Source organism: Neisseria sp. 27098_8_112, from assembly GCF_041433235.1.
Taxonomy (GTDB): domain Bacteria; phylum Pseudomonadota; class Gammaproteobacteria; order Burkholderiales; family Neisseriaceae; genus Neisseria.
The window spans coordinates 1-13,140 of record NZ_JAPWBB010000005.1 but is presented as its reverse complement, the minus strand read 5'-3'; the positions used below and the strand labels follow the sequence as shown (position 1 = coordinate 13,140).

The window sequence follows — 13,140 nt, the reverse complement described above, 5'->3', positions numbered from 1 at the left end:
AATACATGAAAACCAATCTACTGAATTACGATTTAAACGGACTGACGCAACACTTTGCCGAAATGGGTGAAAAGCCTTTTCGTGCCAAGCAGGTAATGCGTTGGATGCATCAAGCGGGTGCACAAAACTTTGAAGAAATGACTGACTTAGCCAAATCATTGCGTGCCAAGTTAAATGAACAAGCCACAATCGAAGTGCCTAAATTAATGATGGCACAAGAATCTACTGATGGCACACGCAAATGGTTGCTGGATGTAGGCACGGGCAACGGTGTAGAAACCGTCTTTATTCCCGAAGCCGAACGCGGTACTTTGTGCATCTCTTCCCAAGTAGGTTGCGCATTGGAATGCACTTTCTGCTCTACCGGACGACAAGGTTTCAACCGTAACCTGACTGCCGCTGAAATTATCGGTCAGCTTTGGTGGGCCAATAAAGCCATGGGCGTTACCCCTAAAAATGAACGCGTTATCTCCAATGTTGTGATGATGGGCATGGGCGAACCCATGGCAAACTTTGACAATGTTGTTACCGCTTTAAGCATTATGCTGGATGATCACGGCTACGGCTTGAGCCGTCGCCGCGTGACTGTTTCCACTTCGGGCATGGTTCCACAAATGGACAGACTGCGTGATGCAATGCCTGTTGCTTTGGCTGTATCTTTACACGCATCCAACGATGAAGTGCGCGATCAGATTGTTCCCCTCAACAAAAAATACCCGCTCAAAGAATTGATGGCGGCCTGTCAACGTTATCTGGTCAAAGCCCCCCGCGACTTTATTACCTTTGAATACGTTATGCTCGACGGCATCAACGATAAAGCACAACATGCACGTGAATTGATTGAATTGGTTAAAGACGTACCCTGCAAATTCAATCTGATTCCGTTCAATCCTTTCCCAAATTCCGGCTACGAACGTTCTACCAACGAAAATATCCGTGTCTTCCGCGATATTCTGCAACAAGCCGGCTTTGTCGTTACTGTCCGCAAAACTCGCGGCGACGATATTGATGCCGCTTGCGGACAATTGGCCGGACAAGTACAAGATAAAACACGCCGCCAACAAAAATGGCAACAAATTTTGGTCGAACAATAAGGTTAATTATGAAAATCAAGTTCGGATTCGCTTTACTTACCGCACTGACTCTTTCTGCCTGCGCTTCCTCTTCCGGACCAAGCCCCAAAGAACGTGCCATTCAAGTTTCCAATATCAAAACCCAGCTTGCCGTGGAATATATGCGCGGCCAAAACTACCGCCAAGCTACCGAAAGTATCGAAGAGGCACTTAAATTCAATTCAAAAAACGATATTGCTTGGCTGGTACGCGCCGAGATTTATCAGTATTTGAAGGTCAAAGACAAAGCTCAGGAAAGCTTTCTTAAAGCATTGTCTTTAAAACCTGATAGTGCGGAAGTCAACAACAACTACGGTTGGTTCTTGTGCAATCAAATGAATGCACCAGCCGAATCTTTGGCTTATTTTGACAAAGCACTGGCCGACCCAACCTACCCAAGCCCCTTTATTGCCAATATGAATAAAGGCATTTGCAGCGCAAGGTTAGGCCAATACTCTTTGGCTCAAGCCTATTTGGAAAAGTCTTTGGCGGCCAATCCACAATTCTTCCCTGCTTTCAAAGAACTTGCCCGAACCAAAATGATGGCAGGCAATCTGAACGATGCCGACTATTATTTCCGCCAATACCAAAGCAAAGTTGATGTCCTTCAGGCTGACGACTTGCTTTTAGGCTGGCGTTTGGCTACCGCCCTAGGCAATAAACACGCCGCATACGAATACGAAGCCCAACTTAGGGCAAACTTCCCTTATTCAGACGAACTGCAAACTGTCACAACAGGCCACTAAATGGAAAATAACGATAAAATCAACTACGACACACAAGCCGCCAAAACATTGGGGGATGAATTACGCAAACACAGAACTGATGCCAAAATCGATATTCAAGATGTTGCTTCACGTTTGAAACTGTCTACCGAACAAATTGATGCTTTGGAAAAAGGCGAATATTCAGGCTTTCCCGGTTTAGTCTTTGTTTCAGGCTATCTGCGTTCATATGCACGATTTCTGAAAATCGATGAACAAACCATCGCCAAACATTTGCGCTCCATTACTCCGCAACTTGAAGACCATGTATACGCGGTAACACGCAGTGCCAACACCGGCTTAAGCTACAAAGACACTGAAAAGCAAGGCTTCCCAAAATGGATATTGGGAGTAGCCGCATTGGCTTTAGCAATAGGCGGTGTTTACTTTTGGCAAAGTAAATCTAGCTATGAAAACGAACAGGCAAATATTCAAAACAGCAAAGATGTTGCTGATACGATGAAAACGCCTGCCTTAAAAACGGATAATGTTGCCGTTAGCGAAATGACAGAAGACGGCAAAAAAGAAATCACCAATAAGCCTGAAGTGGCTAATGATCAAGCAGCCTCAGCAGCTTCCGCCGTCGTACAAGATGAGAAGCCTGCCGTCAAAGTTGAGAAAGACGAACTTTGGATTAAAGTCCAATACCGAAGCAATCTGATTATTACAGACAAAGATGGAAAAGTTGTATTCAGCCGTATCGTTCCAGCCGGAAGCGAACAACGTCTGAGAGGCGGCGCACCTTACAATGTTTGGATCGGTATTGCAGCCGGCTCGGAAGCCAATTACGGCGGCACACCTATCGAACCTTTGAAATACCGTGTTACCGGTGAAAAATCCGCCTCTTTTGTTGCAGGAAAAAACTAAAATGACCACACCTAAACGCCGTCAGACACATCAAGTCAAAATTGACCATCTCATCATCGGCTCCGATGCGCCCGTTGTTGTGCAATCTATGACCAATACCGACACCGCAGATGCAGAAGCAACCGCCCGACAGGTCAAAGAGTTGAGCGATGCCGGCTCGGAAATGGTACGCATCACGGTCAATACTCCGGAAGCTGCTTCCAAAGTCGCCGAAATCCGCAGCCGCTTAGACGATATGGGTTATACCACGCCCCTGATCGGCGACTTCCATTTTAATGGCGAACGCTTATTGGCTGAATTTCCCGAGTGTGGAAAGGCTCTGTCTAAATACCGCATCAACCCGGGCAATGTCGGCAAAGGTGCAAAAGGCGATGAGAAATTTGCCTTTATGATTCGTACAGCGGCAGAAAACAATAAAGCCGTACGCATCGGTGTGAACTGGGGTTCGCTTGATCAAAGCCTTGCCAAGCGCATGATGGATGCCAACCTAGCTTCTGCCACACCAAAGCCGCCTGAAGAAATCATGAAAGAGGCTTTGATTGTTTCGGCGCTGGAATCGGCAGAAAAAGCCGTGGCTTTGGGCTTGCCCGAAGACAAAATCATTTTGTCGTGCAAAGTAAGCGCCGTACAAGACTTGATTCAGGTTTACCGCGAATTAGGCAGCCGTTGCCGTTACCCGCTCCATCTCGGTCTGACTGAGGCAGGCATGGGCAGCAAGGGCATTGTAGCCTCCACAGCAGCTTTGGCCGTATTGTTGCAAGAAGGCATCGGCGACACCATTCGAATTTCCCTTACGCCCGAACCTGGCTCCCCGCGTACACAAGAAGTCATTGTCGGTCAGGAAATTCTGCAAACCATGGGCTTGCGTTCCTTCACACCAATGGTTACAGCCTGCCCAGGCTGCGGTCGTACCACTAGTACCGTATTCCAAGAATTGGCGCAAGACGTACAAAACTATTTACGTCAAAAAATGACTATTTGGCGCACTGAGTATCCAGGCGTTGAATCATTGAACGTTGCCGTAATGGGTTGCGTAGTCAATGGCCCGGGCGAAAGCAAGCTTGCCGATATCGGTATCAGCCTGCCCGGTACAGGCGAAACTCCGGTTGCACCGGTTTATGTAGACGGTGAACGCAAAGTGACCCTCAAAGGTGACAATATCGCTGCCGAGTTTTTACAAATCGTTGAAGATTATGTCAAAACCAACTACTGCGAAGGTGGCGCAAAACGTAAGCAAAACCGTATCATTCCGATTCAATCTGCCTAAAACATTTTCAAGATAAAGAGGCCGTCTGAAAATATGTTGGGCAAACTGGATACTTGGCTGACTGAACATCCCAAACGCAAGGATTTGTATGGTTGGCGACGCTTTATCGTTGAATTTTGGTTTTTCGGTTTGAAAGAAGCACGAGCCTGCTTATTTGCAGGCTTGTTTTTCATTGCCATGTTCCTCGTTCCGAAAACAGGCTGGTTGGGAATTTCGCGCTACGACCTACTGCTGATTTTTGCCGTCTCCGTGCAAGCAGCCATGCTGTATTTCAAGCTGGAAACTTGGGATGAAGTGAAATCGATTACGCTGTTTCACTTGGTGGGCTTTGCTTTAGAATGGTTCAAAACATCAGGCGATATCCAGTCTTGGAGCTATCCGGATGAGGCATACACCAAAATCGGCGGCGTACCGCTATTTGCGGGCTTTATGTATGCCGCAGTCGGCAGCTATATCATTCAAGCATGGCGGCTGTTTGACCTTAAAATCAAAAGTCATCCGCCGTATTGGCTGGGTACTTTGTGCGCGCTGGCGATTTATATCAATTTTTTCACCCATCACTATATCGGCGACTATCGCTGGTATCTTGCTGCTTTTGCTCTCGGCCTATACGCTCGGACAACGGTCTTATACACGCCCTATGACACCACTCGCAAAATGCCGCTCCTGCTCGCTTTCGTCCTGATCGGATTTTTTATTTGGCTGGCGGAAAATTTGGGAACCCTATTCGGCGTTTGGCGCTATCCCAACCAAATCGGCGCGTGGGCATCGGTACACATCAGCAAATGGAGTTCATGGGCTTTATTGGTGATGATGACTTTTACCATCGTTGCGAATTTAAAACATATTAAACATACCATCAGCGTATCGAAAGATTAGTTGCTTAATATTTTAAAAGGCCGTCTGAAACTTTCAGACGGCCTTTCATTTTCAACAATCAATTAAACAAACTTAAGGCTTTCACAAACACCATAATGACGCCGTAGCCCAAAGGAATGCAGACCAAAGCCCAGCGCCACCATACGCCGATACCGCCGGCTGATACTTTCTTGCTGATCAGATAGGCATCGGACACAGCGGTTTCATCATCGGGATTGCCGCTATGTGCCGCGACCTTAATGTTTTTTTCGTGATGCTTTTCGTGAACCGAACGGACGCTCAAATTACACAACAAACCGACAATCAACAAACCCGCCATAATATACATGGTAATGCTATAAGCTTCAGCAGCCGGAACGCCGCTTTCAATTTGGCTTTGGCGGATATAGTTGACCAACACCGGACCAATAACGGCCGCAGTTGACCATGCCAGCAAAATCCTACCGTGGATTGCACCGACTTGATAAGTGCCGAACAAATCCTTCAGATACGCCGGAATTGCTGCAAAACCGCCGCCATACATGGAAATGATGACGCAGAATCCAATAACAAACAAAGCCTTGTTCCCGCTCTCGCCAATCGACGGAATGGCAAAATACAACAGCGAACCAAGCACAAAGAAAATGGTATAAGTATTTTTACGCCCAATTTTGTCGGACACGCTGGACCATAAAAAGCGGCCACCCATATTAAACAGGCTCAACAGACTCACAAAACCTGCCGCCGCACCCGCGCCAATGGCAGCCTGTTTACCGACAGAAGTTTCAGAAAACAGCTCCTGAATCATGACAGAAGCCTGACCCAAAACGCCGATACCCGCCGTCACGTTCAGACACAACACCCAAAACAAGAGCCAAAATTGCGGCGTTCTCATGGCTTCGGAAACATTGACATGATTGCTGCTGACCAATTTGCTTTTGTTTTTCGGCGCAACATAACCTTTAGGTTTCCAGCCATCGGCAGGCACACGGATCGTAAATGCACCGAACATCATCAACACCAAATAAAACAACCCTAAAACCACAAAAGTCTGCGCGACGCCAACCGAAGTTTCACTGGAGAAAAAACTCATCAGCGATACCGACAAAGGCGAAGCCAACATCGCACCGCCACCAAAACCCATAATCGCCAAACCTGTCGCCATGCCCGGTTTATCGGGAAACCATTTCATTAGTGTCGATACTGGCCCAATATAGCCCAAGCCCAAGCCAACCCCGCCAATCACACCATTGCCCAAATAAAGCAAAAACAGATTGTGCGTATGGACGCCGATCGCCGATACAAAAAAGCCCAAGCTGAAGCAGCAGGCTGCAACAAACATCGCCTTACGCGGTCCAACGCGCTCCATCCATGTACCGAACATGGCCGCTGACGCGCCCAACATCGCCAAGGCAATACTGAAAATCCAACCAACCGTGGTCAGCTTCCAATCTCCTGCAGCCGACTCAGTGATACCGATAAGCTTGGTCAGCGGCGCATTGAACACGGAATAAGCGTATATCTGCCCGATGGCAAGATGCACGGCCAAAGCGGCAGGCGGTACCAGCCAACGATTAAAGCCGGGTTTGGCAATGGTCGCCTCACGGTCTAGAAATTTCATAAAATCCTCTTGTCTATGTGTGTCAAACGCTGATTCCATATCATGCGGAATCAGAAAATTGTTGACAATATTTTAGCATAATCTCCCGTTTATCCTTTTTTCTGCTCCATGATAATTTTGCGCATCAGACAGAAAAAACATTCATCTAAACCATCTCTTCGCGTCCATATCGACAAAAAGGCCGTCTGAAAATTTTTCAGACGGCCTTTTCATTCATATCGTTTTATGCGGCAAAGCGTTTGGCAACTTCATCCCAGTTAACGATTTCCCAGAAACCTTTCAGGTAGTTAGGACGGCTGTTGCGGTAGTCGATGTAATAGGCGTGTTCCCATACGTCGCAAGTCAACAGCGGAGTGTTTTCAGTAGTCAGCGGAGTACCTGCATTGGAAGTAGAAACCAGATCCAATTCACCGGCAGGCGTTTTCACCAACCATGCCCAACCGGAGCCAAAAGTACCGGCCGCGCAAGCATTGAACGCTTCTTGAAATTTCTCGAAGCTGCCCCATTTGGCGTCGATGGCCGCAGCCAATTCACCGGCAGGTTTGCCTTGACCTTTAGGGGTAAAGCCCAGCCAGTAGAAAGTGTGGTTCCAAGTTTGGGCAGCGTTGTTGAACATACCGCCGGAAGATTTTTTCACGATTTCTTCCAAAGGCATTTCTTCAAACTCAGTGTCTTTGATTTGATTGTTCAAATTGGTGATGTAAGTTTGATGGTGTTTGCCGTAGTGGAACTCCAAAGTCTCTTTGGTCAGATGGGGGGATAACGCATCCAGTTCATAAGGCAATTGTGGCAGCTTGTGTTCCATTTTTATGCTCCTAATTATTGATATTTATATTTTGGTAGTGTGTGTTGTCAAATCGACAACATTGCTATTTTACCTGCTTTAGCCTAAACAAACCAATTGAACTTACACTGCGCTATAATAGTGGATTGCAATTTTCCAGCCAGAGATGCCCGTCATGAGCAATTATTCCGATATGCCGTCTGAAGACCGTGAAATCAGCGCATTGTCACTGCCGCCACATTCCACCGAAGCGGAGCAATCCGTATTGGGCGGCCTGATGCTGGAAAATTCTGCTTGGGACCGTATTGCCGATGTCGTTTCCGGCGAAGATTTCTACCGCCACGAACACCGCCTGATTTTTCGTGCCATTGCCAACCTGATTAACGAAAGCCGCCCTGCCGACGTCATTACCGTTCAAGAAAGTTTGGAACGCAATGAAGAATTGGAAGCGGCAGGCGGATTCAACTATCTGATTACGCTGGCGCAAAACACACCATCCGCAGCCAATATCCGCCGCTACGCCGAAATCGTGCGCGAACGTTCCATCATGCGCCAGCTTGCCGAAGTCGGTACGGAAATTGCACGCAGCGCCTACAATCCGCAAGGGCGCGATGCAGGCCAACTTTTGGACGAGGCAGAAAACAAAGTATTCCAAATCGCCGAAAGTACCGCCAAATCCAAACAAGGCTTTCTTGAGATGCCCGATCTTTTGAAAGAAGTGGTCGAGCGCATCGATATGCTTTATTCACGCGACAATCCTGATGAAGTAACCGGTATATCGACTGGTTTTATCGACCTCGACAAAAAAACATCAGGCCTTCAACCGGGCGATTTGATCATCGTCGCAGGCCGTCCTTCCATGGGTAAAACTGCCTTTTCCATCAACATTGCAGAACACGTTGCCGTAGAGGGCAAGCTGCCTGTCGCCGTATTTTCGATGGAGATGGGTGGTGCGCAGCTGGTTATGCGTATGCTGGGTTCGGTAGGACGTTTGGATCAAAGCGTTTTAAAAACCGGCAGATTGCAAGACGAACACTGGGGCCGTCTGAACGAGGCGGTCGTTAAACTCTCCGATGCACCCATGTATATCGATGAAACTCCGGGTTTGACCGCGCTCGAACTGCGCGCCCGCGCCCGCCGTCTTGCGCGCCAGTTCAACGGCAAATTGGGCTTGATCGTCATCGACTACCTGCAGTTAATGTCAGGCTCCGGCCGTTCTGACAACCGTGCTTCCGAGCTTGGCGAAATTTCCCGCTCCCTCAAAGCATTGGCTAAAGAATTGCAAGTTCCCGTCATTGCCCTGTCGCAGTTGAGCCGTACAGTTGAGCAACGTACCGACAAACGCCCGATGATGTCCGACTTGCGTGAGTCCGGCGCAATCGAACAAGATGCCGACTTGATTATGTTCATGTATCGTGATGAATACTACAACTCAGAATCACCCGCAAAAGGCTTGGCGGAATGTATTATCGGTAAACACCGTAACGGTCCCGTCGGGAAAGTATTCCTCACTTGGATGGGGCAATTTACCAAATTTGATAATGCTGCCTATGTTCCAGAATCCATGTTGATGGAAGATTGAGACAGATTGTCTGAAAAACTAACCGAATTTCATATTTCATTAGTCACGCATTACAAAATCGTTTAGAATAAATCTAATAAAAGCAAAAGCATTGCCACAGGCAAATGCAAAAGAGAAAACGTCAGTTACCCAACACATTACTACCAAAAAATCACTCATGTATCAGACACAAAAAGGCTTCACCCTAATTGAGTTGCTGATCGTCATTACTATTGCAGCAGTAATGGCAGTCATCGCACTTCCCAATATGAATCAATGGATTGCCTCCAGACGTGCGGCATCGCAAGCAGAGCAAATTGCCAATCTGCTGCGCTTCGCGCGAAATGAAGCCGTCCGTCTCAATCTTCCCGTTTACATCTGCCCGGTCAAAATCAAATCCGATGGCTCGCCCAATAATGGTTGCGATTCCAAATATGCTGGTAATGGTATGTTGGCCTACGCCGATAAAAACGGAGATTCCAACTATAAAAACGATACAGTCGATTTATCCATCCGCTCCATTATTCTCAATGGAGACACCGACAAAGTGGAATACAGCTTCAAATATATTCCTATCGGCAATGACCGTTCCACCCTCTCGACCTCAGCTTCAAAAGAAGTCTGGTGGAGATTCTTGCCTAATGGTACATTTGGCCATTCAACCGATAGAAAGAATTATCAATTTTCAGACGGCCACATCAAAATCAGCCTGACGGATAAATCCGCCGCCGATGCTGAAACCAAGAAAGCCCGTGCTACCGTACTTTTAATCAATGGTAATGGGCATGTCGAAATCTGTGCTAAAAACGATGAGCGCAAAATGTGCGAATACTCTTCCAAATAATAACAACGGTATCTTATGAACATTACTAATCCTACTCATCTCAGATCATTTAAAGGCCGTCTGAAAACGAGCTCAACAAGCTTTACTCCAAAACTTCAATCAGGTATGACCCTGATTGAAGTTTTGATTGCCATGTTTGTCCTTGCCATCGGTGTGCTCGCCCTTTTAGCTGTTCAATTGCGTACCGTATCCAGCGTGCGCGAGTCTGAAAATCAAACCACAGTCGCCCAAATTACACAAAATCTAATCGAAGGTATGCTCATTAATCCGACTCTCTCTGAAGAAACCGATACTGCAGGCGAAAAAACTACCCGTTATAAAAAATCCTATGATGCCTATCTAAAATCCGACTCTAAACAAACTGGAAAATTTGAAGCCAAAATGAGCAAAGCCCAACTTGCACAGGCTCAAATTGCACAGTTTAAGGCCGACTTAGCCAAAGCCCTTCCCGAAGCCCAAGTGTTCTCAACCATCTGCAAAGATTCTTCCGGTGCAGAGCCGACTTACGAAAATGGCTTCCAAGCAAACTGCGATGGCAAAGGCGACACGACCATTGTTAAAGTTTTATGGCTGCAAGATGTCGAAGAAGAAAATAGCGCAAAACATCTCAATACATCGGGGCATCATGTTGTCTATACCTACCAATCACGCGTAAGAGACTAACAATGAACAATAAACGCTTACTCAACCATATTCCAAATAAAAGTGCTATTCGAGGCTTCAGCATCCTTGAATTTCTGGTTGCCAGCCTGCTCAGCATGATCGTCTTAATGGCTGTCAGCTCCACCTACTTTACTGCGCGCGGATTAAACAAGTCTGCCAACGCCCGTATCGGTATTCAACAAGATTTGCGCAACGCCGCCAATATGATCGTCCGTGATGCGCGTATGGCAGGCAATTTCGGCTGCTTCAATATGTCGAATTCTCCTGCCTCTGCAGTGATAGAAGACAAAAGCTCAGCTGAATATGCCTTGAAAACAGCCGGTGTTAATAAGCTGTTACCGGTTAAAGAAATCAATAAATTAAGCTATACTGGCTTTGCTCAAACTGGCAAAGCCCTACTGTTCCAATACGGTATCGACAAAGCAGACTCAACTGAAAAAACTGCCATTGCCAGCAGCTGCTCCGGTATTGCCAAACCTTACACAAAAATTAAAGATTTGGCTGCCGCAAAATTGGCTTTAAAAATTACCGACTCTGATCAAGACGGCAGTATCGCCATCATGAAACATGAGATGATTGCCTACGCTGTCGGTAAACTTGGCGAAGAGAACGGTTTGTTCCGTTTCCAATTATCAAATGATGGCTCATGGAGTAATCCGCAGCTGTTAATTAAAGGTATCACTGCTATGGATATCCACTATATCTATGCAGAATGTCCTGATTCTGAAAATGCATCTGCCAGCGGATTGAATACAGAATCATTTAATTACAAAAACGCATTGGATATCTCAGCTGAGGCCAAGTCTCCGGCTTCTATCCAAATCGTACTGAATAACGGCAGCATTAACCCATCAAAAGAACAAGACAATAAAGTCGATATCTATAATATTAATGCCACCATCCGCGGAGGAAACGTATGCGCCGACCGATCACTCTAATCAAACCTGAGCGGCAGCAGGGCTATGCTTTGTTTATCGTCTTAATGATGATGGTCGTCATCGCCCTGCTCGTGGTCACAGCCACCCAGTCCTACAATACCGAACAGCGTATCAGCACCAATGATGCCGACCGCAAACTGGCAACCACCCTAGCCGAAGCGGCACTGCGTGAAGGTGAAAATCAAATTTTTGATATTGAAGGTAAAAAGACTACTTTTACCGCAAAATGTGAAAAAGGTTTATGTTCCACACCAAACGTCAAATCCAATGGCGATTTTACTGAAGAAGGCAACCCAACCGTAGATGCTTGGAAGCGCAAATGCGACAAAAGCCTGTGTATTGACGCCAATGGTACGGAATATCCTTTAGATAAAAAAAGCGGCATCGTAAATAATCCACGCTACATCATCGAATATTTAGGTAAAACGACAGAGGGTCGAATTACTTACCGCGTTACTGCCAAAGCATGGGGTAAGAATGCCAATACCCAAGTCGTTCTTCAGTCTTACGTTGCCAGCGAATAATATAATGAATACCACCTCTACCAAACAACTAGGCTTTACGCTGGTTGAGATGATGATTGCCGTCGCCATCTTAGCCATCCTGAGCGTCATTGCCATTCCTTCTTACAACCGCTACATTGAACGCGGCTACCAATCACAAGCGCATGCCGAGTTAGTCGCCATCAATTCTGCTTTTAAAAACCAGATGGTTAAAAATCCAAAGTGGAAAACTGATGAGATTAAAACTCAGTTGGATGACTTTATTTCCTCATACAAAGGCCATAAAGATTTGGCAGACAAATACAAATACTCTGCTGAAATGATTGATACCAATAAAAGCCGAGCTTATCGTTTGAAAGCCATTCCCACAAAAACAGGCTATACCCTTTCTATTTGGATGGATAGTTTGGGCAATGCTTACAAATGCACTGATATTGACTCTGCCAAAGATTCCAAAACTACAATGACCAATGGCAAAGGTTGCGAATCGGTTTCCAAAAAGAAATCTTCTTAGTCTGACAAACATAAAAAAGCAGTGTCATTTTATCGACACTGCTTTTTTTATTTTACTGTTTCCAATCATCGTCTCGGCGTTGGCGTTTCAACAAGATCCTGACTGCGCCATCATTGCCTTGTCGAGGCTCGACATAAGCCAACACATCAGGATGCTGCATCAACCAGCGGCGCGTCATATTTTTCAAAACCGGTTTATAGCCTGCGGAACCCAAGCCGCTACCGTGGACAATCTCGCCGCAAACGCCACGTTTTTTCGTAAACTCAATAAATTCGTTCAATACCTGCTGCGCTTCTTCCTGCGTATAGCCGTGCAAATCCACATCAGCCACAACAGGATAATGACCGTTTCGCAAACGCATCAAATCATTTTTACCCTGCCCGTTTTTACTGAACGAAGCCGGCGGTTCTTCCCAGCCGCCACTGCCTACATAAAAATAATCTTCCTGCTCCAAAGTCGCCATTTCTTTAGGTCGCGGTTTGATAGGCGATTTATCGCGGGGCTGTTCATAATAGTTGCCGGCATTTTTCAACGGCATAACCTTACCAACCGCCTTGCTGAAATCTACATCCTCTACCAGCTTTTTAGCCTTTGCTTCCGCTTCCCGCTCCGCGGCTTCCTTTTTCGCCTGTTTGCCCAAAGCCTTCAGCGTTTCTTGAAAGTTTGCCGTCATGGTTTGTCCTTTCCAAAAAATTAATTGCGCACATTATAGCAAACCTGGCTACAAGGCCGTCTGAAAGACTGAGACCTTTGCAAAATTCCCCAAAATCCCCTAAATTCCCACCAAGACATTTAGGGGATTTCTCATGAGCACCTTCTTCCAGCAAACCGCACAAGCCATGAT

15 protein-coding genes are annotated in these 13,140 nt (G+C 46.4%); 11 read left to right on the top strand and 4 right to left on the bottom strand.

The annotated features are described in order from the left end of the window. Positions 1–5 precede the first annotated feature (5 nt). Genes rlmN through O3682_RS04455 form a run of 5 tightly spaced genes read left to right on the top strand, consistent with a single transcriptional unit; the run spans position 6 to position 4,889 of the window. The gene (rlmN, locus tag O3682_RS04475; protein ID WP_003683577.1) at positions 6–1,094 is read left to right on the top strand and encodes a dual-specificity RNA methyltransferase RlmN; all 1,089 of its coding nucleotides are present in this window, start codon (positions 6–8) and stop codon (positions 1,092–1,094) included. Positions 1,095–1,102: 8 nt separating this feature from the next. After that, positions 1,103–1,858, top strand: a complete 756-nt coding sequence (pilW, locus tag O3682_RS04470; protein WP_371508678.1) for a type IV pilus biogenesis/stability protein PilW — start codon at positions 1,103–1,105, stop codon at positions 1,856–1,858. Beyond that, positions 1,859–2,743 (top strand): helix-turn-helix domain-containing protein, encoded by an 885-nt coding sequence (locus O3682_RS04465; protein WP_371508677.1) that lies wholly within the window; start codon positions 1,859–1,861, stop codon positions 2,741–2,743. A gap of 1 nt (position 2,744) precedes the next feature. Then, on the top strand, positions 2,745–4,010 hold the full coding sequence (ispG, locus tag O3682_RS04460) for a flavodoxin-dependent (E)-4-hydroxy-3-methylbut-2-enyl-diphosphate synthase (RefSeq protein ID WP_371508676.1): 1,266 nt from the start codon (positions 2,745–2,747) through the stop codon (positions 4,008–4,010). Between the two features lie 33 nt (positions 4,011–4,043). Next, on the top strand, positions 4,044–4,889 hold the full coding sequence (locus tag O3682_RS04455; protein ID WP_314459046.1) for a DUF817 domain-containing protein: 846 nt from the start codon (positions 4,044–4,046) through the stop codon (positions 4,887–4,889). A gap of 58 nt (positions 4,890–4,947) precedes the next feature. Here the strand turns inward: O3682_RS04455 and O3682_RS04450 are convergent, their stop codons facing one another. Then, positions 4,948–6,489 carry an L-lactate MFS transporter gene (locus O3682_RS04450; protein WP_371508675.1) on the bottom strand — a complete coding sequence of 514 codons (1,542 nt, stop codon included), beginning with the start codon at positions 6,487–6,489 and terminating at the stop codon, positions 4,948–4,950. A gap of 223 nt (positions 6,490–6,712) precedes the next feature. Then, positions 6,713–7,294: a superoxide dismutase gene (locus tag O3682_RS04445; protein ID WP_107723142.1), complete on the bottom strand. Its 582-nt coding sequence runs from the start codon at positions 7,292–7,294 to the stop codon at positions 6,713–6,715. A gap of 154 nt (positions 7,295–7,448) precedes the next feature. Between O3682_RS04445 and dnaB the strand changes: the two genes are divergently transcribed. From dnaB to O3682_RS04415, 6 genes are all read left to right on the top strand, one after another. Further along, positions 7,449–8,855 carry a replicative DNA helicase gene (gene dnaB, locus O3682_RS04440; protein WP_036490624.1) on the top strand — a complete coding sequence of 469 codons (1,407 nt, stop codon included), beginning with the start codon at positions 7,449–7,451 and terminating at the stop codon, positions 8,853–8,855. 157 nt (positions 8,856–9,012) lie between these two features. Beyond that, positions 9,013–9,678, top strand: coding sequence for a GspH/FimT family pseudopilin (locus O3682_RS04435; protein WP_371508673.1), 666 nt, complete (start codon positions 9,013–9,015; stop codon positions 9,676–9,678). 15 nt (positions 9,679–9,693) lie between these two features. After that, positions 9,694–10,341, top strand: a complete 648-nt coding sequence (gene pilV / locus O3682_RS04430; protein ID WP_371508671.1) for a type IV pilus modification protein PilV — start codon at positions 9,694–9,696, stop codon at positions 10,339–10,341. Between the two features lie 2 nt (positions 10,342–10,343). Further along, positions 10,344–11,279, top strand: coding sequence for a PilW family protein (locus O3682_RS04425; protein ID WP_371508670.1), 936 nt, complete (start codon positions 10,344–10,346; stop codon positions 11,277–11,279). After that, positions 11,258–11,803: a pilus assembly PilX family protein gene (locus O3682_RS04420; RefSeq protein WP_250589841.1), complete on the top strand. Its 546-nt coding sequence runs from the start codon at positions 11,258–11,260 to the stop codon at positions 11,801–11,803. The genes O3682_RS04425 and O3682_RS04420 overlap by 22 nt, the downstream gene beginning before the upstream one ends. 4 nt (positions 11,804–11,807) lie before the next feature. Next, the gene (locus O3682_RS04415) at positions 11,808–12,296 is read left to right on the top strand and encodes a PilX family type IV pilin (RefSeq protein ID WP_371508667.1); all 489 of its coding nucleotides are present in this window, start codon (positions 11,808–11,810) and stop codon (positions 12,294–12,296) included. Positions 12,297–12,348: 52 nt separating this feature from the next. Here O3682_RS04415 and O3682_RS04410 read toward each other — a convergent pair whose 3' ends face one another. Together O3682_RS04410 and O3682_RS04405 are read right to left on the bottom strand one after the other, a co-directional pair. Further along, positions 12,349–12,969 carry a Smr/MutS family protein gene (locus O3682_RS04410; RefSeq protein WP_371508665.1) on the bottom strand — a complete coding sequence of 207 codons (621 nt, stop codon included), beginning with the start codon at positions 12,967–12,969 and terminating at the stop codon, positions 12,349–12,351. After that, on the bottom strand, positions 12,881–13,140 hold a 260-nt coding region (locus O3682_RS04405), incomplete at its 5' end, for a hypothetical protein (protein ID WP_371508663.1). The genes O3682_RS04405 and O3682_RS04410, both read right to left, overlap by 89 nt.

What these genes read in the sequence shown, in the direction of transcription:
- O3682_RS04425 (WP_371508670.1), top strand. Translation starts at nt 10,344, where the DNA reads ATGAACAATAAACGCTTACTCAACCATATTCCAAATAAAAGTGCTATT.
- O3682_RS04410 (WP_371508665.1), bottom strand. Translation starts at nt 12,969, where the DNA reads ATGACGGCAAACTTTCAAGAAACGCTGAAGGCTTTGGGCAAACAGGCG.
- O3682_RS04455 (WP_314459046.1), top strand. Translation starts at nt 4,044, where the DNA reads ATGTTGGGCAAACTGGATACTTGGCTGACTGAACATCCCAAACGCAAG.
- rlmN (WP_003683577.1), top strand. Translation starts at nt 6, where the DNA reads ATGAAAACCAATCTACTGAATTACGATTTAAACGGACTGACGCAACAC.
- pilV (WP_371508671.1), top strand. Translation starts at nt 9,694, where the DNA reads ATGAACATTACTAATCCTACTCATCTCAGATCATTTAAAGGCCGTCTG.
- O3682_RS04465 (WP_371508677.1), top strand. Translation starts at nt 1,859, where the DNA reads ATGGAAAATAACGATAAAATCAACTACGACACACAAGCCGCCAAAACA.
- O3682_RS04435 (WP_371508673.1), top strand. Translation starts at nt 9,013, where the DNA reads ATGTATCAGACACAAAAAGGCTTCACCCTAATTGAGTTGCTGATCGTC.
- ispG (WP_371508676.1), top strand. Translation starts at nt 2,745, where the DNA reads ATGACCACACCTAAACGCCGTCAGACACATCAAGTCAAAATTGACCAT.
- pilW (WP_371508678.1), top strand. Translation starts at nt 1,103, where the DNA reads ATGAAAATCAAGTTCGGATTCGCTTTACTTACCGCACTGACTCTTTCT.
- O3682_RS04445 (WP_107723142.1), bottom strand. Translation starts at nt 7,294, where the DNA reads ATGGAACACAAGCTGCCACAATTGCCTTATGAACTGGATGCGTTATCC.
- O3682_RS04415 (WP_371508667.1), top strand. Translation starts at nt 11,808, where the DNA reads ATGAATACCACCTCTACCAAACAACTAGGCTTTACGCTGGTTGAGATG.
- O3682_RS04420 (WP_250589841.1), top strand. Translation starts at nt 11,258, where the DNA reads ATGCGCCGACCGATCACTCTAATCAAACCTGAGCGGCAGCAGGGCTAT.
- O3682_RS04450 (WP_371508675.1), bottom strand. Translation starts at nt 6,489, where the DNA reads ATGAAATTTCTAGACCGTGAGGCGACCATTGCCAAACCCGGCTTTAAT.
- dnaB (WP_036490624.1), top strand. Translation starts at nt 7,449, where the DNA reads ATGAGCAATTATTCCGATATGCCGTCTGAAGACCGTGAAATCAGCGCA.